This is a genomic window from Streptomyces sp. NPDC093801 (genome assembly GCF_040701585.1).
Classification (GTDB): Bacteria; Actinomycetota; Actinomycetes; order Streptomycetales; family Streptomycetaceae; genus Streptomyces.
Window position 1 is genome coordinate 27,957 of sequence record NZ_JBFBDP010000025.1, and the last position, 22,958, is coordinate 50,914.

The window sequence follows — 22,958 nt, forward strand, 5'->3', positions numbered from 1 at the left end:
TTTCACGTGAAACAGTCCCTGTGTTTCACGTGAAACATCGACCCCGCCCGGCGACCGTCAGCCCTGGGGAGCCTGCTCGGCCCACCACTGCCTGAGGGCCGCCACCGCCGCCTCGCGCTCCATCGGGCCGTTCTCCAGCCTCAGGTCCAGCAGGAAGGCGTAGGCCTTGCCCACCGCCGGCCCCGGGGCGATCTCCAGGATCTGCTGGATCTCGTTGCCGTTCAGGTCCGGGCGGATCGCGTCCAGCTCCTCCTGCTCCTGGAGCTGCGCGATCCGCTCCTCCAGCCCGTCGTAGGTGCGGGAGAGCGCGTTGGCCTTGCGCTTGTTGCGGGTGGTGCAGTCGGACCGGGTCAGCTTGTGCAGCCGGTCCAGGAGCGGCCCCGCGTCACGGACGTAGCGCCGCACCGCCGAGTCGGTCCACTCGCCGTCCCCGTAGCCGTGGAAGCGCAGGTGCAGCTCCACCAGCCGGGACACGTCCTTGACCATGTCGTTCGAGTACTTCAGCGCCGTCATGCGCTTCTTGGTCATCTTCGCGCCCACCACCTCGTGGTGGTGGAAGGAGACCCGGCCGTCGCTCTCGAAGCGGCGCGTGCGGGGCTTGCCGATGTCGTGCAGCAGGGCGGCGAGGCGCAGGACCAGGTCCGGGCCGTCCTCCTCCAGCGCCATCGCCTGCTCCAGGACGATCAGCGAGTGGTCGTAGACGTCCTTGTGCCGGTGGTGTTCGTCACTCTCCAGCCGCAGCGCGGGCAGCTCCGGCAGGACCCGGTCGGCGAGACCGGTGTCCACCAGGAGGGCCAGGCCCTTGCGGGGGTGGGCGGAGAGCAGGAGCTTGTTCAGCTCGGCCTGCACCCGCTCCGCCGAGACGATCTCGATCCGGTCGGCCATCGCCTTCATGGCCGCCACCACCTCGGGGGCGACCTCGAAGTCCAGCTGTGCCGCGAACCGGGCCGCGCGCAGCATGCGCAGCGGGTCGTCGGAGAAGGAGTCCTCCGGGGTCCCGGGCGTCCGCAGCACGCCGGAGGCCAGGTCTTCCAGGCCGCCGTGCGGGTCGACGAACTCCTGCTCCGGGAGGGCCAGCGCCATGGCGTTGACCGCGAAGTCCCGGCGGACCAGGTCCTCCTCGATCGAGTCGCCGTAGGAGACCTCGGGCTTGCGGGAGGTACGGTCGTACGCCTCGGAGCGGTACGTCGTCACCTCGATCTGGAAGCCCTCCTTCTGGGCGCCGACCGTTCCGAAGGCGATGCCGACGTCCCAGACCGAGTCGGCCCACGGCCGCACGATCTTCAGTACGTCCTGCGGACGCGCGTCGGTGGTGAAGTCGAGGTCGTTGCCGAGACGCCCGAGCAGCGCGTCGCGTACGGACCCGCCGACCAGGGCGAGGCGGAAGCCCGCCTCCTGGAACCGGCGGCCGAGCTCGTCGGCGACGGGAGCGACCCGCAGCAGTTCACTGACCGCGCGGCGCTGCACCTGACTCAGGGCACTGGGGTTGTCTTCATTGGCGTTCGGCACAACAGAAAAGGGTACGTGGCCCGCCCGGCCGGGGCCGCCCGGTTTCGCCCGGCGAGCGGCGCTCCGGCCCGGGAACCGGAACGGATCCGGAACCGATCTTGTGGAGCAAGGCGCGGCACTCGCGCACAGCGCGCCTCGTTACCATGCGAGGACGCAGAACCGACGACCACTGACACTTCGAGGGACTGGTGAGCGCGTGGCCGAGGCGGCAGACATCCAGGGGGCGGCCCCCGCCCCCGCCCGGCGCCGATGGCTGCGGCGGGCGGTCGTCCTGCTGAGCGGGACGCCGGTGCTGGCTGCCCTCGTCTACGCCCCCGCCCCCGCCGCGCAGGCCGCCGATTCCCCCGTCGACGTGCAGCTTTCCGAGGTGTCGCCGAGCGCCCCGGTCAAGAGCGACACGCTGACCATCCAGGGGTCCGTGGTCAACAACGGCCGCGAGACGATCAAGGGAGCCCACGTCGGGCTGCGGGTCGGCCCCATGGTGGGCGACCGGTCGGCCATCGACGAGGTGGCGGACCGCAAGGGCTTCCGCCCCGGGGTGGACCCGGGGGAGATCGACCCGGCCTTCGCCGCGAAGATCGACTCCCTGCCCTCGAAGGTCGCTCAGCCCTTCACGATCAAGGTGCCGGTGAACAAGCTGGACCTGGGTGCCGACGGCGTCTACCAGCTGGGCGTCTCCGTGTCCGGGACCACCGACAGCCGCCCGTCCGAGCAGGTGCTCGGCATCCAGCGGACCTTCCTGCCCTGGCAGCCGGACCCGGCCGCCAAGCGGTCCTCCCTCACCTACGTCTGGCCTCTGGTCTCCACGACCCGCGTCACCGCCGAAACCGGCTCGGACGAGGTCCAGACCCCGGTCTTCAAGGACGACTCCCTGGCCGACGAGCTGCGGCCGGGCGGACGTCTGGAGCGGATGGTCTCGCTCGGCAGGGACCTGCCCGTCACCTGGGTCATCGACCCCGATCTCCTGGCCACCGTGGACGCGATGACCAAGGGCTACCGGGTGCGCAGCGCCGACCCGGACGGCAAGCCCGTCCAGGGCCGGAACAAGGCCGTGGCCGAGCAGTGGCTGAGCTCCCTGGAGAGCGCCGTACAGGGCAAGAAGGTCGTCGCCCTGCCGTTCGCCGACCCCGACATCGCCTCCCTCGCCCACCACGGCAAGGACGTCTCCGGCACGCTGGGCCAGCTGCGGCCCGCCACCGACAAGGCGAAGCAGGCCGTCGAGACGGTGCTGCACGTCACCCCCTCCACCGACTTCTCCTGGCCCGTGGACGGCGCGATCGACCCGTCGATCGTGAACGTCGCCACCTCGGCCGGCGCCCACAACGTGCTGACCCGCAGCGACAGCCTCCAGGAGACCGGCGCCCTCGGCTACACCCCGAGCGCCGCCCGTCCCATCGGAGCGGGAACCACGGCCGTGGTCGCCGACGCCGACCTGTCCACCGCCTTCGAGGGCGACATGGCGAGCGCCGGGAACTCCACGCTCGCCGTGCAGCGGTTCCTCGCCCACAGCCTGGCGCTCAACCTCCAGCGCGGTGACGAACCCCGCAGCTACGTGGTCGCGCCCCAGCGCCGGCCCTCCACCACCCAGGCGGAGTCGATGGCCACCGCCCTGCGCGGGCTGCAGGCCGCACGCTGGACCCAGCCCTCCGACCTGGAGGCGGCGGCCGCCGCCAAGCCCGACCCCGGAGCCGCCACCCAGGTCCCCGGCGCGGGCCAGTACCCCGAAGCCCTGAGCCGCCAGGAGCTCCCGGTGTCGGCGTTCGAGAAGATCCGCACCACCCAGAACACCCTCGACCGGTTCAAGGTCATCCTCACGGCACCGGACCGGGTCGAGATCCCCTTCGGCAACACCACCAACCGGGAGATGTCCACGTCCTGGCGCGGCCGCCCCGAGGAGGCCGACCGCTACCGCGACGAGGTCCAGTCCTACCTGCTCGGGCTGACCGACAAGGTCAAGGTCATCCCCAAGTCCGACGCCACCTTGTCCGGACATAGCGCGACGATCCCGGTCAGCGTCCAGAACAGCCTCGTCCAGGACGTACACAACCTTGTACTGAGGGTGAAGTCCGCGAACCCGACCCGCCTGATGTTCGGCGACAGCGGCGAATCGGAACAGGAAGTCACCGTTCAGGGCGGCCACAGCCAGACGGTAAAGTTCACCGCCAACGCCACCGCGAGTGGTCCGGTCGAGGTCACCGCACGTCTGTTCACCAAGGACGGCGTGCCGTACGGCAAGGAACGCAAGTTCACCGTCGAGGCCACCGAGATCACCCCCACCGTCATGCTCGTCATCGCCGGCGGTGTGCTCCTCCTGGTCCTGGCGGGCATCAAGATGTACGCCAGCCGCAAGCGGGTCGCCGCCCGGGCGGCCGCCGAGGAGAGCACGCAGCCGAGTGACGGGACCGCGGACACCGGACCGCAAAGCACAGAGGGGTCCGGAACGGGTGAGACAGTGGACCGTTGAGCGATGCCGTGGCCGGTCGGCCTGGGGACGATGAGGTGGGGTTGCGATGAACGCGCCGTACGACGGTGACCGCGCGCAGGGCGCGGGCGGGCCTGGGCCCGCCCAGGGCACTGCCCCCGGCACTCCGGTGCCCGGGCAGGTTCCGCCGCCCGCGCCCGCGCCGGAGCACGACCCGTACGTCCAGGACGCCTACGACCGCGACCCGTACCGGTCGCAGGACCTGTCGGCCCAGGACCCCGTCGCCGAGGTCCTCTACGACCGCGCCTCGCACCCCCCGCCGCCGCCGGGCACCTACCAGGAGCCGGGTCCGCTGTACGCCGCGCCCCAGGCGCCCTCGCACGGCCCCGACCCGCGCGTCTGGGCCCAGACCCCGCCGCCCGAGCCGGACGGCCCGTCCCGCCACCTGCCGTACGGCGACCACGCCGCGACGACGCAGTTCGTCGGCGTGGACTCGCTCGTGACCAGCGCCTCGGACGAGCAGCCCGAGCCCGACGCCTTCACGCACCTCTACCGCGACCAGCAGGCCGCCCCCGGCGCCCCCGTCGAGGAGGCCCCGGTCGCGGCCCCGGCACCGAGCAAGCCCGCCGGGAAGGCGTCCAGCCTGCTCAAGTCCAGCGCCCTGATGGCGGCCGGCACGATCGTCTCCCGCATCACCGGCTTCGCCCGCACCCTGGTCATCGCGGGCGCCATCGGCGTCGCCACCCTCAACGACTCCTACCAGGTCGCCAACACCCTGCCGACGATGATCTACGTCCTCGTCGGCGGCGGCGCCCTCAACGCGGTCTTCATCCCGCAGCTCGTGCGCGCCATGAAGAACGACGACGACGGCGGCGAGGCCTACGCCAACCGTCTGCTCACCCTCGTCATCACCCTGCTCGGCGCGGTCACCACCATCTGCGTCCTCGCGGCCCCGCTCTTCATCCGCCTGATGTCGCCGACCATCGCCGGCGATCCCAAGCGCCTCGACGTCGCGGTGGCCTTCGCCCACTACTGCCTGCCCACGATGTTCTTCATGGGCGTGCACGTGGTGCTCGGTCAGATCCTCAACGCCCGCGGCCGGTTCGGCGCGATGATGTGGACCCCGGTCCTCAACAACATCGTCGTCATCGCCACCTTCGGCGCCTTCATCTGGGCCTTCGGCGGGTTCACCGCCTCCGGGGTCTCCGAGGCGAGCATCACCCCCGAGGGCGTCCGCCTCCTGGGCATCGGCACCCTGCTCGGACTCGCCGTCCAGTCCCTCGCGATGCTGCCCTATCTGCGTGACGCCGGCTTCAGGATGCGCCTGCGCTTCGACTGGAAGGGCCACGGCCTCGGCAAGGCGGCCGGCCTGGCCAAGTGGACGTTCTTCTTCGTCCTCGCCAACCAGATCGGCCTCGTCGTCGTCACCCAGCTCGCCACCGCGGCCGGCACGGCCGCCGAGAAGCTGGGCCACGGCGGTACCGGCATCACCGCCTACAACTACGCACTGCTGCTGTGGCAGATGCCGCAGGCCATCATCACCGTCTCCGTCATGACGGCCGTCCTGCCGCGCATCTCCCGCTCGGCCCACGACGGCGACGCCGCCGCGGTCCGCGACGACATCTCCTACGGCCTGCGCACCTCGGCCGTCGCCATCGTGCCCTGCGCCTTCGCGTTCCTCGCGCTCGGCGTCCCGATGGCCACCCTGCTCTACGCCAGCGCCGGCAAGGACGCCGTGAACATCGGCTACGTCCTGATGGCCTTCGGCCTCGGCCTGATCCCGTACTCCGTCCAGTACGTGGTCCTGCGCGGGTTCTACGCCTACGAGGACACCCGGACCCCCTTCTACAACACCGTCATCGTCGCGGCCGTCAACGCCGGCGTCTCGGCCCTCGCCTACTTCCTCCTGCCCGCCCGCTGGGCCGTGGTGGGCATGGCCGCCGCCTACGGGCTCGGCTACGTGGTCGGCGTCGGCGTGGCCTGGCGCCGCCTCAAGTCCCGCCTCGGCGGCGACCTCGACGGCGCCCACGTGATGCGCACCTACACCCGCCTGATCGGCGCGTGCGTCCCGGCCGCCGTGGTCGCGGGCGCCGCCGCCTACGGGGTCATGCAGGTCCTGGGCAGCGGAGCCCTGGGTTCCCTCGCCGCCCTGGTCGCCGGAGGCGTCGCGCTGGGGGCCGTGTTCCTCCTCGCCGCCAAGCGCATGCGCATCGAAGAGCTCAACTCCATGGTCGGAATGGTCCGCGGCCGACTGGGTCGCTGATGCGCACAACCGTCGGGCCCGATCGTGTGTCGTGCATAGCGCCGGACTGTGGGCACAATTGGCATGGCTTCGCAGACTGGCCGACAGCGTGCAACGGATGGGGAGGCAGGGACGACGGTGGCGGAACGTAGCACAGCTGCCGTCGACGTGGCCGACAACAGCGGCGATCAGCCGCTGGCCGCTGAGGCGGCCAAGGCCACGGCCGACGGGGTGGACACCCAGAACGGACGAGCCGCGGACGAGCCCATGCCCGAGAAGGACGGCGAACGCAGAAGCGCGGCACCCGTGGCCGCGCCCGAACTCCACAGCGGCCACAAGCTCGCGCGGCGCTACCGCCTCGAGGAGTGCGTCACCCGTCTGGACGGATTCAGCAGCTGGCGCGCGATGGACGAGAAGCTGCGCCGCGCCGTCGGGGTCCACCTGCTGCCCGCCGACCACCCCCGGGCCCGCACCGTCCTGGCGGCGGCCCGCTCCTCCGCCCTGCTCGGCGACCCCCGGTTCGTCCAGGTCCTCGACGCCGTCGAGGAGAACGACCTCGTCTACGTCGTCCACGAGTGGCTGCCGGACGCCACCGAGCTCACGGCCGTCCTGGCCGCCGGCACGCTGGAGCCCCACGAGGCCTACCAGCTGGTCAGCCAGGTGTCCCAGGCCATGGCCGCCGCCCACCGCGAGGGCCTGGCCCACCTGCGCCTGACCCCGAGCGCGATACTGCGGACCTCCACGGGCCAGTACCGCATCCGCGGCCTCGCCGTGAACGCCGCCCTGCGCGGCATCACCAGCGACACCCCGCAGCGGGCGGACACCGAGGCCATCGGCGCGCTGCTGTACGCCGCCCTCACCCAGCGCTGGCCGTACGAGAACGACGCCTACGGCCTGCGCGGCCTGCCCAAGGGCGTCGGCCTGCTCGCCCCCGACCAGGTCCGCGCCGGCGTCCACCGGGGCCTCGGCGAGCTCGCCATGCGCGCCCTCGCCAACGACGGGGCCACCGCCTCCCGCCAGGAGCCGGCCTGCACCACCCCGGAGGAGCTGGCCAAGGCCGTCGCGGCGATGCCGCGCATCAAGCCACCGGAGCCCGCCTTCACGGCGCCGCCGGAGTACCAGCACACCACGTACCAGCAGGGCAGCTACGGCCGCCCGGCTCCCGTCGGCATGCCCACGGCGCCGATCTCGGTCCCGGTGCCCCCGCCGCCGCCGCTGCAGAGCCGTACGGGCCGCGCCCTCAAGTGGGGCGTCGCCGCCCTCCTGATCGCCGCCCTGGGCCTGGGCAGCTGGCAGCTCGCCGACGCCCTCCTGGACCACAACAAGCAGAACAACAACGAGACCACCCAGCCCCAGCAGCAGCAGGGCCCCGCCCCGGAGAAGAAGGACCCCGCTCCGCTCGCCATCAGGGACGCGAAGGAGTACGCCCCGGACGGCGTCCCGCAGAACGCCGCCGACGTCGGCAAGACGTACGACGGGGACACCTCCAGCTACTGGCGGACCAAGAGCTTCTCCGACGGCCCGAAGATCGTGATCAAGGAAGGCGTCGGGATCGTCTACGACCTCGGCTCCGAGCAGGAGGTCAGCGAAGCCTCGATAGGGCTCAGGCACCCGGGCGACCACACCACCCTGACGCTGTACGCGGTCGACGGTCTGCAGCCCAAGGCCAAGCTCTCGTCGATGAAGAAGATCACGGCCACGACCACCAAGGTCAACAGCGCCAAGCTGACCACGGACAAGCCCGTCAAGACGCGCTACGTGCTCCTGTGGATCACCGAGATGCCGTACGCGGGCTACGACGACTACAGCGGCGCCGGCTACAAGCAGGGCATCACGGACGTGAAGTTCAAGGGCTGACGCACGGCAGGGGAGGGGCTCACCGTTGGACGAAGCCGCAGCCGGCGACCGCAGCGACCAGGAACTCCTGGCCCTGCACGTCGCCGGCGATCCGGAGGCCTTCGGTGAGCTGGTGCGGCGGCACCGCGACCGGCTGTGGGCCGTCGCCCTGCGGACCCTCGGCGACCGGGAGGAGGCGGCCGACGCCGTCCAGGACGCCCTGGTCTCCGCCTACCGGGCCGCCCACACCTTCCGCGGCGACTCCGCGGTGACCACCTGGCTGCACCGGATCACCGTCAACGCCTGCCTGGACCGCGCACGCAGGGCCGCCTCCCGCCGGACCGCGCCCCTCGACGACACGGACCGCCTGGAGCGCCTCCTGGAGCCCCACGAGTCCGCCGAGGCCCCCGCCGAACGGCAGGACCTCCACCGCCAGCTCCTGGCCGCCCTCGCCACCCTCCCGGCCGACCAGCGGGCCGCCCTCGTCCTCGTCGACATGCAGGGATACCCCGTCGCCGAGGCCGCCGCCGTCCTCGACGTCCCCGTCGGAACGGTCAAGAGCCGGTGCGCGCGCGGCCGGGCGAAACTCCTCCCACTCCTCACTCATCTGCGCACGAATGCCGGGGATAACACCGCCACCGAGCGGGCAAGGAACCGGACGCCGGGGGCACCCGTCCCATCTGCGGCAGACCCCAGGCATCCCGAACCGGACCCAGACCCTGTGAAGGGCGGAGGTGGACGACCGTGACCCCGACAACCGGCACCGCCGGCACGATCCGGCACCCGGAGGTCTCGGAGATCTCCGACCTGACCGAAGGACTCCTCTCCCCCTCCCGCACCGCCGAGGTCCGCCGCCACCTCGCGGACTGCGCCCTGTGCGCCGACGTCCTGGCCTCCCTGGAGGAGATCCGCTCCCTGCTGGGCACCCTGCCCGGACCGCCGCGGATGCCCTCCGACATCGCCGGGCGCATCGACGCGGCCCTCGCCGCCGAGGCCCTGCTCGACTCCACCGCGTCCCGGGCCGAGGCCCCCTCCACCCCCGAACCGCGCGCCGCGGACGATGTTTCACGTGAAACAACGCCCGGCGCCCCGGGCCGGACCGGGGCCCGCCGGCCGGCCGGTCACCCGTCCGGCTCAACCGGGCCCGGCCGTCGCCGCGCCCGCCGCCGGATCGCCGTCCTCGCCGGCCTGGCCGGGGCGGCCGCCTGCGCACTCGGCGTCCTCCTCTTCAACGGGCTCACCGGAACCGGCGCCCACGACACCACCACGAGCAACAACGCCGTGCGGGCCGCCGGCTCGGCCGCCCCCGGCGAGTACACCGCCCAGGGGCTCCGGCAGAACGTCCACCGGCTCCTCGCCGCCGGCCCCGCCGCGAACGCTCCCCAGACGGCCCCCGGGGACACCAACCGGACGATGCAGCTGGACGACCCCTCTCCCGGGCTCGCCCCCGCCGAACGGCCGGGCTCGCCGGAGCCGGCCCAGGTCGCGGTCCCTGCGTGCGTCCAGCGGGCCACCGGCCGCACCGAGGCCCCCCTCGCCGCCGAACCGGGCCGGTACCAGGGCACACCGGTCTACCTCGTCGTCCTGCCCCATGCCCAGGACCCCGCCCTGGTGGACGCCTACCTCGTGGCCTCCGGTTGCGCGGACGCCCCTTCGGCGACCCTGGAAAAGCCGCTCCTCACACAGACCTATCCCCGCAGCTGAAGGACTTCGCGTGCGGCGCCCGGCAGATTCCGAGGCAGAGGTGACGGCCGGGGAATGCACGCGCCGTAGGATCCGTTGGGTGGGGTGAGAGTCCGCACCGGCCCCCGGTAGGCAGCACGAAGTCCGCAGAGACGAGGAAAGAACCCGTGAGCGACGTACGAAACGTGATCATCATCGGCTCCGGGCCGGCCGGTTACACGGCCGCCCTGTACACCGCACGCGCTTCGCTCAACCCCCTGGTCTTCGAGGGTGCCGTCACCGCCGGCGGCGCGCTGATGAACACCACCGAGGTCGAGAACTTCCCCGGCTTCCGCGAGGGCATCATGGGCCCGGACCTCATGGACAACATGCGTGCGCAGGCCGAGCGCTTCGGCGCGGAGCTGGTCCCGGACGACGTCGTCTCCGTGGACCTCACCGGTGAGATCAAGACCGTCACCGACACGGCCGGCACGGTCCACCGCGCCAAGGCCGTCATCGTCACCACGGGCTCCCAGCACCGCAAGCTCGGCCTGCCCAACGAGGACGCGCTCTCCGGACGCGGCGTCTCCTGGTGCGCGACCTGCGACGGATTCTTCTTCAAGGACCAGGACATCGCCGTGGTCGGCGGCGGCGACACCGCGATGGAGGAGGCGACCTTCCTCTCCCGGTTCGCCAAGTCCGTCACGATCGTCCACCGCCGTGACACCCTCCGCGCCTCCAAGGCCATGCAGGACCGCGCCTTCGCCGACCCGAAGATCAGCTTCGCCTGGGACAGCGAGGTCGCCGAGATCCACGGCGAGCAGAAGCTCTCCGGTCTGACCCTGCGCAACACCAAGACCGGCGAGACCTCCGAGCTCCCCGTCACCGGCCTGTTCATCGCCGTCGGACACGACCCGCGCACCGAGCTGTTCACCGGCCAGCTCGACCTGGACGACGAGGGCTACCTGAAGGTCGACGCCCCCTCGACGCGCACCAACGTCACCGGTGTCTTCGGCGCCGGCGACGTCGTGGACCACACCTACCGCCAGGCGATCACCGCCGCCGGCACCGGCTGCTCCGCCGCTCTCGACGCGGAGCGCTTCCTGGCTGCCCTCTCGGACGCCGAGCCCGCCGCCGCGACCGTCTGACCCCGCACCACCCCCCTACACCCCACCCGCAGGAAAGAAGGAGGCCGCTGTGGCCGGCACCCTCAAGAACGTGACTGACGCCGACTTCGACGCCGAGGTCCTGGGCAGCGACAAGCCCGTGCTCGTGGACTTCTGGGCCGAGTGGTGCGGCCCGTGCCGCCAGATCGCCCCGTCGCTGGAGGCGATCGCGGCCGAGTACGGCGACCAGATCGAGATCGTCAAGCTCAACATCGACCAGAACCCGGCCACGGCGGCCAAGTACGGCGTCATGTCCATCCCGACGCTGAACGTCTACCAGGGCGGCGAGGTCGCCAAGACCATCGTCGGCGCCAAGCCGAAGGCCGCCATCCTGCGCGACCTGGACGGCTTCATCCAGGTCAAGGCCTAAGAGCCGGCCCCGGCGACAGCCGGGGAGCCTATGAAGAACGGGGCCGCCCCTCCTGAGGGGCGGCCCCGTTCTCGTGACCGGCGGTCCTCACAAGGGCCGCAGCACCGGTTCCTTCCGCGCCCTCGCCCCGCCCAGCAGCCGGTCCAGGGCCATCTCCACGTCTTCCTTCCACGACAGCGTCGTGCGCAGCTCCAGCCGCAGCCGCGGATGGGCCGGATGGGGACGGACGGTCTTGAAGCCGACCGACAGCAGATGCTCGGCTGGCAGCAGGCACGCGGGCCGCTCCCAGCGGGCGTCACCGAAGGCCTCGATCGCCTTGAACCCCCGCCGCAGCAGGTCCTTGGCCACCGTCTGGACCATCACCCGCCCCAGGCCCTGCCCCTGATATCCCGGCATGATCCAGGCGGTGATCAGCTGCACCGCGTCGGGCGAGACCGGACTCGTCGGGAACGAGGCGGCACGCGGGACATAGGCGGGCGGCGCGTAGAGGACGAACCCGACCGGGACCTCGTCCACATAGACCACCCGGCCGCAGGAGCCCCAGTCCAGGAGGACGGCGGAGATCCAGGCCTCCTTCTCCAGCTCCGCGGTGCCCGCCTTCACGGCGGCCTCGCCGGTGACGGGATCCAGCTCCCAGAACACGCAGCCCCGGCAACGCCTGGGCAGGTCCCGGAGGTTGTCCAGCGTGAGCGGTACGAGCCGACGACCCATGACGGCATCGTAACCACTGCCCCCTGCTTCTTCGAGGGTGGCTCGAGAAGCAGGGGGCAGCGGGGACAACCGGAGACGAGGGGCTACTCCCCGGAGAGGCCCTGCTCCAGCACCCGGCCCTCGCCCGGCGCCAGGGTCCCCAGGATCCGCTCCAGGTCCTCCATCGACGCGAACTCGACGGTGATCTTGCCCTTCTTCTGGCCCAGATCCACCTTCACCCGCGTCTCGAACCGGTCCGACAGGCGCGTCGCCAGCTCGCTGAGCGCCGGCGACACCCGGCCGCCGGCCCGCGGGCCCTTGGGCTTCACGGTGGTCGCGGTGCCCGACGGCTCGGAGCCCATCAGCTGCACGATCTCCTCGACCGAACGCACCGACAGGCCCTCGGCCACGATCCGCTGGGCCAGACGGAACTGCTCCTCGCCGTTCTCCACGCCCAGCAGGGCCCGCGCGTGACCCGCCAGCAGCACGCCGGCGGCCACCTTCTTCTGCACCTCCGGCGTGAGCCGCAGCAGCCGCAGGGTGTTGGTGACCTGCGGACGCGAGCGCCCGATCCGGTCCGCCAGCTGGTCGTGCGTGCAGTTGAACTCCCGCAGCAGCTGGTCGTAGGCGGCAGCCTCCTCCAGCGGGTTCAGCTGGACCCGGTGCAGGTTTTCCAGGAGGGCGTCCAGCAGGAGCTTGTCGTCGTCCGTCGCCCGGATGATCGCCGGGATCCGCTCCAGCCCCGCCTGACCGCAGGCGCGGAAGCGCCGCTCACCCATGATCAGTTCATAGCGCCCGGGCCCGGTCTCCCGGACCACCACGGGCTGGAGGAGACCCACCGTCTGGATCGAGGTCACCAGCTCGGCGAGCGCGTCCTCGTCGAGGTGCTCCATATTGCGCGGCTGGCGCGGGTTGGGCGTGATGGCGTCCAGCGGGAGTTCCGCGAACGTCGCCCCCGCCACCTCCTCCGCCGCCGGCCGGGCCGGGGCGGGCACGGCCGCCGGCTCGCCCGGGGCCGACGCACCCCGTGGAACATCGGGCTGCGCCAGCACGGCGAGCTTCGCCGCAGCGACGCCCCGCTCCGACGTCAGCACCGGCACCGCCGAAGGAGACGTGGACCCGCCACCCGTCACCGGCGTCTTCTCCTGGGGAGCGGCCGGGATCAGCGCGCCGAGCCCCCGCCCCAGACCCCTACGTCGCTCGCTCACTGGATCCCCTCCGCCATACTCTGCGTGCTGTTCATGCCCGCGCCCATGGGGGCGCTCGGGGCGTCGTAATGGATTCCGGCTCCCCGGAGCGCGATCTCCCGCGCCGCCTCCCGGTAGGAGAGGGCACCGCTGGAACCCGGGTCGTACGTGAGGACCGTCTGCCCGTAGCTCGGGGCCTCCGAGATGCGCACCGACCGCGGGATGCTCGTGCGCAGCACCTCCTCGCCGAAGTGGGTGCGCACCTCCTCCGCCACCTGTGAGGCGAGCCGGGTCCTGCCGTCGTACATCGTCAGCAGGATCGTGGACACGTGCAGGGTCGGGTTCAGGTGCGCCCGGACCAGGTCGACGTTGCGCAGGAGCTGGCCCAGCCCCTCCAGCGCGTAGTACTCGCACTGGATCGGGATCAGCACCTCCGCGCCCGCCACGAGGGCGTTCACGGTCAGCAGGCCCAGGGACGGCGGGCAGTCGATCAGGATGTAGTCGAGCGGCTGCTCGTACGCCTGGATCGCGCGCTGGAGTCGGCTCTCGCGGGCCACCAGGGACACCAGCTCGATCTCCGCACCCGCGAGGTCGATGGTGGCGGGGGCGCAGAAGAGGCCCTCCACGTCCACCACCGGCTGGACGACCTCCAGCAGCGGCCGGCTGTCCACGAGCACGTCGTAGATGGAGGGCACGTCCGCGTGGTGGTCGATCCCGAGCGCCGTGGAGGCGTTGCCCTGCGGGTCCAGGTCGATGACGAGGACGCGGGCACCGTGCTGGGCCAGGGAAGCCGCCAGGTTCACGGTCGTCGTGGTCTTGCCCACGCCGCCCTTCTGGTTGGCGACCACCATGATCCGCGTCTGCGCCGGCCGGGGCAGCGGGACTCCGGAACGCCCGAGGGACTCCACCGCCAGCTGCGCGGCGCGCTCGATGGGGGTGTCCTCGGAGTCGTTGTCCACCAGGGGCAACGACGTCTCTCCCCCGGCCACCACCGGGGGCGCCTCGGGCGAAACGACATCGCCTGGCGGTTCAGAGCGGGGACCGGGGACCGGATCGGTCATCGGCCCCGCGAGGTTGGCGTCGGACCGCACGGTGTCACTCTCCTCGGCAGCGGGCTCGCGATGAACAGAGCCTGCCATGCCACCCGGGTCGCGAACCAGCGGGGCCCGTGCTCCTGTGGATGAATCCGCCGTTGTGGACAGCTCCGTCACCCCCGCGTCCTGGCGGGGACGGGGGGCGGCAGCAGCCCGGCCGCGGCTGATGATTCCGTGCAGCAGAGAGCGATGTTTCACGTGAAACACGATGCCGGGACGGAGTCTTCAGCCCTCTACGACACTCCGAAATCCATACCTATAGGGCCCAACCCGCCCCAAAACGCACCTACGGTACGAAGATCAACGACGCCTGCGCGTCCGGCCGACCCGCGCGGCCTTCGCCCGCTTGGCCGCGAAACGCACCCCGCCGGGGCTCTCCCCGACCTCCACCCGGACCACCGTGGACAGGGGATCGACCACGCCCTCGCCGACCTGGAGCACTGAGGTCTTCACCACACCCAGCTTGCTGAGGGCCACCTTCGCCGAGACCAGCTCCTCCTCGGCCGTGTCGCCCTTGAGCGCGAGCATCTCGCCGTAGGGACGCAGCAGCGGCACGCCCCAGCCCGCCAGCCGGTCCAGCGGGGCCACCGCGCGCGCCGTCACCACGTGCACCGGCTGGACCTTGCCGAGCACTTCCTCGGCCCGGCCGCGCACCACCGTGACATGGTCCAGACCCAGCAGCTCGACGGCCTCCTGGAGGAAGGTCGTCCGGCGCAGCAGCGGCTCCAGCAGGGTGATCTTCAGGTCCCGCCGGACCAGGGCCAGCGGGATACCGGGCAGACCGGCGCCCGAGCCCACGTCGCACACGGTGACGCCGGCGGGCACCACCTCGGAGAGCACCGCGCAGTTCAGCAGGTGCCGCTCCCACAGCCGGGGAACCTCACGGGGCCCGATGAGGCCTCGTTTGACGCCCGCGTCCGCGAGCAGCTCCGCATACCGCACAGCTTCCGGGAAAAACTCACCGAACACCGCGCGCGCCTCTTCAGGCGCCGGGGGAAGCTCCGCTGCCTCCGTCACGGGGACCGTCCTTCCGTACAGAACCGCTCACGTCAAACCGTGGTCGTTCAACTGCCAGGCTTACAAACATCGGCCCCGCCTGCGACACAGGCGGGGCCGACTCACACCATTCCGGGTCAGGCCGGAAGCACAACGACGAAGCGCTGCGGCTCCTCGCCCTCGGACTCGCTCTTAAGACCGGCGGCCGCCACGGCGTCGTGGACGACCTTGCGCTCGAACGGGGTCATCGGAGCCAGCTTCAGCGGCTCGCCCGAGGCCTTCACGTCCGCCGCGGCCTGGGCGCCCAGGGCCGCCAGCTCCGCACGCTTCTTCGCCCGGAAGCCCGCGATGTCCAGCATCAGCCGGCTGCGGTCCCCGGTCTCCCGGTGCACCGCGAGGCGGGTCAGCTCCTGGAGGGCCTCCAGGACCTCACCGTCGCGGCCCACGAGCTTCTGCAGGTCGCGGCTGCTCGAGTCGCTGACGATCGACACCGAGGCGCGGTCGGCCTCGACGTCCATGTCGATGTCGCCGTCCAGGTCGGCGATGTCCAGCAGACCCTCGAGGTAGTCGGCCGCGATCTCGCCCTCCTGCTCGAGGCGGGTGAGGGTGTCGCCACTCTCAGCGGCGGCGGTGGTGGTGCCTTCCGTCACGGGAGGGACTCCTTCTACTTCTTCGAGGGCTTGCTGGGGGGCGTCTGGCGCTTCGACTTCGACTGGCGCTTGGGCTGCTGCCGCTTCGTTGCGACGCCACCGCTCGCCGAGTCCGCGTCCGCAGTGGCCTCGGAACTCCTGGTCACGGAACCGTCCGCCTGCGCGGCCATGCCCTGCTTCGACAGCGCGGTGATGAACTTGCGCTCGTTGTCGTTGCGGTCCGGGCCCTTGGCCACGATCGCCGCGACGATCTTCTTCTTGCTCCGGCCCTTGACGTTCCCGTGCGTGGAGACGTGCTTCAGCAGACGGGTCAGGTACTGGTCCTGCGCCTTGCTGCCCGGGGTCGGGTTCTGGTTGATCACGTACATCTGCTGGCCCATGGTCCACACGTTGGTGGTCAGCCAGTAGACGAGGACACCGACGGGGAAGTTGATGCCCATGAAGGCGAAGATCAGCGGGAAGATGTACATGAGCATCTTCTGCTGCTGCATGAACGGCGTCTTGACCGAGAGGTCCACGTTCTTCTGCATCAGCTGGCGCTGCGTGTAGAACTGCGACAGCGACATCATGACGATCATGACCGCGGTCACGATCCGGACGTCGGTCAGGGAGGCGCCGAGAGCGGCGACCTTCTCCTCGCTGTCCGTGAACTTCGCCGCCAGCGGGGCACCGAAGATGTGCGCCTGGCGCGCGCTCTCCAGGAGCGACTGGTTGATGACTCCGATGGTCTGACCGTTGGCGATGGCCGAGAGCACGTGGTACAGCGCGAAGAAGAACGGGGACTGCGCCAGGATGGGAAGGCACGAGGAGAGCGGGTTGGTACCCGTCTCCTTGTACAGCTTCATCATCTCTTCGGACTGGCGCTGCTTGTCGTTCTTGTAGCGCTCCTGGATCGCCTTCATCTTCGGCTGGAGCGCCTGCATGCCGCGCGTCGCCTTGATCTGCTTCACGAAGAGCGGGATCAGGCAGATGCGGATCAAGACCACCAGGGACACGATGGACAGGCCCCAGGCCCAACCGCTGTTCGGCCCGAAGAGCGCGCCGTACAGGCTGTGGAACTGGACGATGACCCACGAGACTGGCGTGGTGATAAAGCTGAACAGACTGGCAATCGTGTCCACTAATCAGGCTCCTTGAGCATTGCGAGGTCGACGCAACGCACTGCGCAGCTGCTCGTGCCAACGCGGGCGTTTACGAGGTGGGACATGGTCGACACCGCCGGGGGACCACGGGTTGCACCGCAGGATCCGCCAGGCGGTCAGGACCGTTCCCTTCACCGCACCATGCCGGTCGATGGCCGTGAACCCGTAGTGCGAGCACGAGGGGTAATAGCGGCACACCGGCCCGAGCAGCGGACTGATCGTCCACTGGTACAGCTTGATCAATGCGAGCAGCGGGTACTTCATCGAGCCGCGCCTCCGAGGAGCCGCACCAGAGCGGCATCCAGGTCCCGGGCCAATTCGTCGACGCCGGCCTCACCCGCTCCGGGCAACGCCCGCACCACCACCAGGCTACCGGCGGGCAGCACGGAGAGCCGTTCCCGTACGAGGTGACGCAGACGACGCTTGACCCGGTTACGGATCACCGCGCCGCCTACGGCCTTGCTGACGACGAAACCCGCACGCGTCGAGGGATCAGTCTCCCCCGGCCCGTGCGGGTCCGTTGCACCGCTTGTACGTAGGTGGACGACGAGGAGCGGGCGACCGGCCCGACGGCCTCGGCGTACTGCGCTCGCGAAGTCCTCGCGCCGCCTCAGCCGATTTTCGGGAGACAGCACGACGTCACGACCTGCGCGTTGTTACGCGGAGAGGGCGGCGCGGCCCTTGCTGCGGCGGTTCGCCAGGATGGCGCGACCGGCGCGGGTACGCATACGCAGACGGAAGCCGTGGGTCTTGGCACGACGGCGGTTGTTCGGCTGGAAGGTGCGCTTGCTCACTCGGGGGCTCCAGAAAATGAATCGTTGTGGCGGTACATCGCCTGGCTGTCACCGTGCGCCCACGAGGAACTCGCGTGTTCGCCCGAGTGGACACCGCTAAATGATCACAATCAGTGATCTTCGCCCATCGGTAGGCAGGCGGCAGCAGCCATCGACAACTCGACCTCGCTACGGTACGCGGGGCTACGCCATCCGGTCAAACCGAGCCTCCTCTGCCCCACACTGTGCACAGGCTGTGGACAACGACTTGAACCGCAGCCACCGGCCTGACTACCGTTGCCTGATCCCTGTTTTTTGTCCCGACCGTCCCAAAGAACCACACATTCGTGGGACGAGGGACCTGTGAGAGAGCGTGCTCTGTGGCTGACGTACCTGCCGATCTTGCCGCAGTGTGGCCACGCGTGCTCGAGAAGCTGCTCGGGGAGGGTCAGCAGGGGATCGAGCCGAAGGACAAGCAGTGGGTGGAGCGCTGCCAGCCGCTGGCCCTGGTCGCCGACACCGCCCTGCTCGCCGTCCCCAACGAATGGGGCAAGCGGGTCCTGGAGGGCCGCCTCGCGCCGCTGATCAGCGATGCCCTCAGCCGCGAGTGCGGCCGCCCGATCCGGATCGCCATCACGGTGGACGACTCCGCGGGCGAGCCCGCGCCCCCCGCCGCGCCCTCCCCCTCCTCCCGCGAGGCCTACGAGCCGTACGGCGGCCCGCGCCCCGGCCCCGGCGAGGAGCAGCTGCCCACCGCGCGCCCCGCCTACCCGGAGTACCAGCAGCCCCGCCCCGAGCCCGGCGCCTGGCCCCGCGGCGGCCAGGACGACTACGGCTGGCAGCAGCAGCGCTTCCCGGAGCGGGACCCGTACGCCTCCCCGCAGCCCGGCTACCTCCAGCAGCCCGAGGCCGGCGGCTACGACCAGGGCGGCTACGAACAGCAGAAGTACGAACCCCAGCAGTACGAGCAGCAGAAGTACGAGCAGCAGTCCTACGACCAGCCGCCGTACGAGCAGCCCGCGCCGCGTCCGGCCCCCGGCCGGCCGACGCCCGCGCCGCCGCCGTCGGCCCCCTCCGGCGGCTCCACCTCGGGCCCGCTGGAGCCGACCGCCCGGCTGAACCCCAAATACCTCTTCGACACCTTCGTCATCGGTGCCTCCAACCGCTTCGCGCACGCCGCCGCGGTGGCCGTCGCCGAGGCGCCGGCGAAGGCCTACAACCCCCTCTTCATCTACGGGGAGTCGGGCCTCGGCAAGACACACCTGCTGCACGCCATCGGGCACTACGCGCGGAGCCTGTACCCGGGCACCCGGGTGCGGTACGTGAGCTCGGAGGAGTTCACCAACGAGTTCATCAACTCCATCCGCGACGGCAAGGGCGACGCGTTCCGCAAGCGCTACCGCGAGATGGACATCCTGCTCGTCGACGACATCCAGTTCCTGGCGAGCAAGGAGTCGACGCAGGAGGAGTTCTTCCACACCTTCAACACGCTCCACAACGCCAACAAGCAGATCGTGCTGTCCTCCGACCGGCCGCCCAAGCAGCTGGTCACCCTGGAGGACCGGCTCCGCAACCGCTTCGAGTGGGGCCTGATCACCGACGTCCAGCCGCCCGAGCTGGAGACCCGGATCGCGATCCTGCGCAAGAAGGCGGTCCAGGAGCAGCTCAACGCCCCGCCGGAGGTGCTGGAGTTCATCGCCTCCCGCATCTCGCGCAACATCCGCGAGCTGGAGGGGGCGCTGATCCGGGTCACGGCGTTCGCGAGCCTCAACCGGCAGCCGGTGGACCTGGGTCTGACGGAGGACGTCCTCAAGAACCTGATCCCGGGCGGCGAGGACAGCGCGCCCGAGATCACCGCCGCCGACATCATGGCGGCCACCGCGGACTACTTCGGGCTGACCGTGGACGACCTGTGCGGATCCTCGCGCAGCCGGGTGCTGGTGACGGCGCGGCAGATCGCCATGTACCTGTGCCGGGAGCTGACCGACCTGTCCCTGCCGAAGATCGGGGCCCAGTTCGGCGGCCGCGACCACACCACCGTCATGCACGCGGACCGCAAGATCCGCGCCCTGATGGCGGAGCGCCGCTCCATCTACAACCAGGTCACGGAGCTCACCAACCGCATCAAGAACGGCTGACGACGGGCCCCGGCCGGCGCGTCGGGGGCCTCTCAAACCCCGTCACAGGGCGCCCTCGGATCGAACCGGGGGCGCCCTTCGTCGTTCGTGCGCCCCCGCTCTGTTCGAATACGCCCCCGGGAGAGACAGTTGTCCACAGATTCCCCAACTTTCTTCCGTCCACAGCCTGAGGACAGTGACGCTCACCCACAATCTGTCCACAGGGGTGCCGGTTGAGGGATCATCAGCCCAGGTCAGGGAGGTGTGGAATTGTGCGCAAGCCTCATCCACAGCCTGTGGACAGAAAAATCATCCACAGGTTCATCCACTCCTCTGTCCACCGCCGACTCACAGGTTCGCGCATCCTGTGCACAGGTTCCCGACGGTTCTCCACACCGTTGTCCACTGTTCGGCAACCGGACCCCTCCGATCACCGGGGCGAGTGAAAGCCGTCACACGGATGTCGACGTTTGGGCTGTGGACTTCTGGGGAAAAACTGGGGACACACCTGTGGAGTAGTGGGGGTCCCCTGGGGACGACCTGTGCAGAACTTTCCTTTCTCCACAGAGACACCGTGTTGTCCACCGGTGCCACCCACAGGGTGTGGGGATAAAAAACCGGGGCTGACCTGCGAGAACGAGCTTTTCCACCGTTTCCACAGGCCCTACTACTACCCCCATAGACAGTTAGCGTGGATTCGGTTTTCAAGCAGGCCCTGTGCACAACTCGTCGGACGGCCGTCCCGCCGCCTCGCTCCCGACTTGACCGCCAGCCGCAACGACTGTCGGCGCCGTACGTCAGACTGGTGACCGGCATCGGTCGAGGCATCGACGACCGACGACGAAGGCCGGCAGACGAGCGAGCAACAGCAGGAGGCGGTTCCGGTGAAGATCCGGGTGGAGCGCGACGTACTCGCGGAGGCGGTGGCCTGGGCCGCACGCAGCCTCCCGGCCCGGCCGCCGGTCCCCGTCCTCGCGGGCCTGCTGCTCAAGGCCGAGGACGGGACCCTGTCCCTCTCCGGCTTCGACTACGAGGTCTCGGCCCGGGTGTCCGTCGAGGCGGACGTGGAGGAGGACGGCACCGTCCTCGTCTCCGGCCGGCTCCTCGCCGACATCTGCCGCGCCCTCCCCAACCGCCCGGTGGAGATTTCCACAGACGGTGTACGGGCGACCGTGGTCTGCGGCTCCTCGCGGTTCACACTCCACACCCTGCCTGTGGAGGAGTACCCGGCCCTGCCCCAGATGCCCACCGCCACCGGCACCGTCCCCGGCGAGGTCTTCGCCTCCGCCGCCGCCCAGGTGGCCATCGCCGCCGGCCGCGACGACACGCTGCCCGTGCTGACCGGTGTCCGCATCGAGATCGAGGGCGACCGCGTCACCCTGGCCTCCACCGACCGCTACCGTTTCGCGGTCCGCGAGTTCCTGTGGAAGCCGGAGAACCCGGAGGCCTCGGCCGTGGCCCTGGTGCCCGCCAAGACCCTCCTCGACACCGCCAAGTCCCTCACCAGCGGTGACACGGTCACCCTGGCGCTCTCCGGCTCCGGCCAGGGCGAGGGCCTCATCGGCTTCGAGGGCGCGGGCCGCCGCACCACCACCCGCCTGCTCGAGGGCGACCTGCCGAAGTACCGCACGCTCTTCCCGACGGAGTTCAACTCGGTCGCGGTGATCGAGACCGCCCCGTTCGTCGAGGCCGTCAAGCGCGTGGCCCTGGTCGCCGAGCGCAACACCCCGGTCCGCCTCAGCTTCGAGCAGGGCGTCCTCATCCTGGAGGCCGGGTCCAGCGACGATGCACAGGCTGTGGAGCGCGTCGACGCGACGCTCGAGGGTGACGACATCTCGATCGCCTTCAACCCCACCTTCCTGCTCGACGGCCTGAGCGCGATCGACTCGCCGGCCGCCCAGCTCAGCTTCACCACCTCGACGAAGCCCGCCCTGCTCAGCGGCCGTCCGGCGGTCGACGCCGAGGCGGACGAGGCCTACAAGTACCTGATCATGCCGGTCCGCCTCTCCGGCTGACACCCTCCCGTGCACCGGCGCCGGGCCCGGACCCGCAGCGGCGGGCGCCGGGCCCGGCGCCGTGCGGAGCGGCCCCGCGCCACCGCCCGGCGTAGGCTCGGACCCGGCGGGCGACCCAGGAGAAAACGGCCGGAAACCACCGGTCCCCGGGGAGCCCCGGTACAGACGGCCCCAACGCTTAAGGAACCCACCTGATGGAGCTCGGTCTCGTCGGTCTCGGCAAGATGGGCGGCAACATGCGCGAGCGCATCCGCCGCGCAGGCCACACCGTCATCGGATACGACCGCAACCCGGACCTCGCCGACGTCCACAGCCTGCGGGAGCTTGTGGACAGCCTCCAGGCCCCCCGCGTGGTGTGGGTCATGGTCCCGGCCGGCGCCGCGACGCAGTCCACCGTGGACGAGCTGGCGGAGCTGCTCTCCCCCGGCGACATCGTCGTGGACGGCGGCAACTCCCGCTGGACGGACGACGAGAAGCACGCCGAGGAGCTGAAGGCCAAGGGCATCGGCTTCGTCGACTGCGGTGTCTCCGGCGGCGTCTGGGGCCTGGAGAACGGCTACGCGCTGATGTACGGCGGCGACGAGAAGCACGTCGCAGCGGTCCAGCCGGTCTTCGACGCCCTCAAGCCCGAGGGTGACTTCGGCTCCGTCCACGCGGGCAAGGTCGGCGCCGGCCACTTCGCGAAGATGGTCCACAACGGCATCGAGTACGCCATGATGCAGGCCTACGCCGAGGGCTGGGAGCTCCTGGAGAAGGTGGACTCGGTCACCGACGTCCGCGAGGTGTTCCGGTCCTGGCAGGAGGGCACGGTCATCCGTTCCTGGCTGCTGGACCTCGCCGTGAACGCCCTGGACGAGGACGAGCACCTCGAAGGCCTCAAGGGCTTCGCCCAGGACTCGGGCGAGGGCCGCTGGACCGTCGAGGCGGCGATCGACAACGCGGTGCCGCTGCCGGCGATCACCGCCTCGCTCTTCGCCCGCTTCGCGTCCCGCCAGGACGACTCGCCGCAGATGAAGATGATCGCGGCGCTGCGCAACCAGTTCGGCGGCCACGCGGTCGAGAAGAAGTAACCGCACCACAGCACCAC

The 22,958-nt window shown here is 70.6% G+C and carries 19 protein-coding genes and 1 pseudogene; 10 read left to right on the top strand and 10 right to left on the bottom strand.

What is annotated here, in order from left to right:
• Window positions 1-57: 57 nt before the first annotated feature.
• The gene (locus AB0469_RS27320) at window positions 58-1,509 is read right to left on the bottom strand and encodes a CCA tRNA nucleotidyltransferase (RefSeq protein WP_366454099.1); all 1,452 of its coding nucleotides are present in this window, start codon (window positions 1,507-1,509) and stop codon (window positions 58-60) included.
• Window positions 1,510-1,705: 196 nt separating this feature from the next.
• On the opposite strand from AB0469_RS27320, the gene AB0469_RS27325 reads away from it, so the two are divergent.
• The 7 genes from AB0469_RS27325 (at window position 1,706) to trxA (ending at window position 11,207) form a co-directional block, all read left to right on the top strand.
• A complete protein-coding gene (locus tag AB0469_RS27325; protein ID WP_366454100.1) occupies window positions 1,706-3,973 on the top strand; it encodes a DUF6049 family protein in 2,268 nt (755 codons plus the stop codon).
• 46 nt (window positions 3,974-4,019) lie between these two features.
• Window positions 4,020-6,194, top strand: a complete 2,175-nt coding sequence (murJ, locus tag AB0469_RS27330) for a murein biosynthesis integral membrane protein MurJ (RefSeq protein ID WP_366454101.1) — start codon at window positions 4,020-4,022, stop codon at window positions 6,192-6,194.
• A gap of 117 nt (window positions 6,195-6,311) precedes the next feature.
• Window positions 6,312-8,030 carry a protein kinase family protein gene (locus AB0469_RS27335; RefSeq protein WP_366454103.1) on the top strand — a complete coding sequence of 573 codons (1,719 nt, stop codon included), beginning with the start codon at window positions 6,312-6,314 and terminating at the stop codon, window positions 8,028-8,030.
• Between the two features lie 25 nt (window positions 8,031-8,055).
• Entirely contained in the window at window positions 8,056-8,757 is a 702-nt protein-coding gene (gene sigM / locus AB0469_RS27340; RefSeq protein WP_366454105.1) for an RNA polymerase sigma factor SigM, read from the top strand.
• Window positions 8,754-9,713, top strand: coding sequence for a zf-HC2 domain-containing protein (locus AB0469_RS27345; protein ID WP_366454106.1), 960 nt, complete (start codon window positions 8,754-8,756; stop codon window positions 9,711-9,713). The genes sigM and AB0469_RS27345 overlap by 4 nt, the downstream gene beginning before the upstream one ends.
• Window positions 9,714-9,859: 146 nt before the next feature.
• Window positions 9,860-10,819 carry a thioredoxin-disulfide reductase gene (trxB, locus tag AB0469_RS27350; protein WP_366454107.1) on the top strand — a complete coding sequence of 320 codons (960 nt, stop codon included), beginning with the start codon at window positions 9,860-9,862 and terminating at the stop codon, window positions 10,817-10,819.
• Window positions 10,820-10,868: 49 nt separating this feature from the next.
• Entirely contained in the window at window positions 10,869-11,207 is a 339-nt protein-coding gene (trxA, locus tag AB0469_RS27355; protein WP_042810505.1) for a thioredoxin, read from the top strand.
• A gap of 87 nt (window positions 11,208-11,294) precedes the next feature.
• Here trxA and AB0469_RS27360 read toward each other — a convergent pair whose 3' ends face one another.
• From AB0469_RS27360 to rpmH, 9 genes and pseudogenes are all read right to left on the bottom strand, one after another.
• Entirely contained in the window at window positions 11,295-11,918 is a 624-nt protein-coding gene (locus AB0469_RS27360; protein WP_366454108.1) for a GNAT family N-acetyltransferase, read from the bottom strand.
• Window positions 11,919-12,001: 83 nt separating this feature from the next.
• Entirely contained in the window at window positions 12,002-13,105 is a 1,104-nt protein-coding gene (locus AB0469_RS27365) for a ParB/RepB/Spo0J family partition protein (RefSeq protein WP_366454109.1), read from the bottom strand.
• A complete protein-coding gene (locus tag AB0469_RS27370) occupies window positions 13,102-14,223 on the bottom strand; it encodes a ParA family protein (RefSeq protein WP_366454110.1) in 1,122 nt (373 codons plus the stop codon). Before AB0469_RS27370 ends, AB0469_RS27365 begins: the two co-directional genes overlap by 4 nt.
• 255 nt (window positions 14,224-14,478) lie before the next feature.
• Window positions 14,479-15,195: a 16S rRNA (guanine(527)-N(7))-methyltransferase RsmG gene (gene rsmG / locus AB0469_RS27375; RefSeq protein ID WP_042810509.1), complete on the bottom strand. Its 717-nt coding sequence runs from the start codon at window positions 15,193-15,195 to the stop codon at window positions 14,479-14,481.
• A 116-nt stretch (window positions 15,196-15,311) separates the two neighbouring features.
• The gene (locus AB0469_RS27380; RefSeq protein ID WP_366454111.1) at window positions 15,312-15,824 is read right to left on the bottom strand and encodes a R3H domain-containing nucleic acid-binding protein; all 513 of its coding nucleotides are present in this window, start codon (window positions 15,822-15,824) and stop codon (window positions 15,312-15,314) included.
• Between the two features lie 14 nt (window positions 15,825-15,838).
• On the bottom strand, window positions 15,839-16,945 hold the full coding sequence (gene yidC, locus AB0469_RS27385) for a membrane protein insertase YidC (RefSeq protein WP_366454112.1): 1,107 nt from the start codon (window positions 16,943-16,945) through the stop codon (window positions 15,839-15,841).
• Between the two features lie 30 nt (window positions 16,946-16,975).
• Window positions 16,976-17,230, bottom strand: a pseudogene (gene yidD / locus AB0469_RS27390) (membrane protein insertion efficiency factor YidD); the annotation flags it as partial.
• Window positions 17,227-17,601, bottom strand: coding sequence for a ribonuclease P protein component (rnpA, locus tag AB0469_RS27395; RefSeq protein ID WP_366454113.1), 375 nt, complete (start codon window positions 17,599-17,601; stop codon window positions 17,227-17,229). The gene rnpA and the pseudogene yidD, both read right to left, overlap by 4 nt.
• A 21-nt stretch (window positions 17,602-17,622) precedes the next feature.
• Window positions 17,623-17,760 (bottom strand): 50S ribosomal protein L34, encoded by a 138-nt coding sequence (rpmH, locus tag AB0469_RS27400; protein WP_018547628.1) that lies wholly within the window; start codon window positions 17,758-17,760, stop codon window positions 17,623-17,625.
• A 359-nt stretch (window positions 17,761-18,119) separates the two neighbouring features.
• On the opposite strand from rpmH, the gene dnaA reads away from it, so the two are divergent.
• From dnaA to gnd, 3 genes are all read left to right on the top strand, one after another.
• Window positions 18,120-19,877 carry a chromosomal replication initiator protein DnaA gene (gene dnaA / locus AB0469_RS27405; RefSeq protein WP_366454114.1) on the top strand — a complete coding sequence of 586 codons (1,758 nt, stop codon included), beginning with the start codon at window positions 18,120-18,122 and terminating at the stop codon, window positions 19,875-19,877.
• Between the two features lie 863 nt (window positions 19,878-20,740).
• Window positions 20,741-21,871 carry a DNA polymerase III subunit beta gene (gene dnaN, locus AB0469_RS27410; RefSeq protein WP_042810517.1) on the top strand — a complete coding sequence of 377 codons (1,131 nt, stop codon included), beginning with the start codon at window positions 20,741-20,743 and terminating at the stop codon, window positions 21,869-21,871.
• 194 nt (window positions 21,872-22,065) lie between these two features.
• Complete coding sequence (gnd, locus tag AB0469_RS27415; protein ID WP_366454115.1) at window positions 22,066-22,941, top strand: phosphogluconate dehydrogenase (NAD(+)-dependent, decarboxylating); 876 nt, start codon at window positions 22,066-22,068, stop codon at window positions 22,939-22,941.
• The last annotated feature ends 17 nt before the right edge of the window (window positions 22,942-22,958 follow it).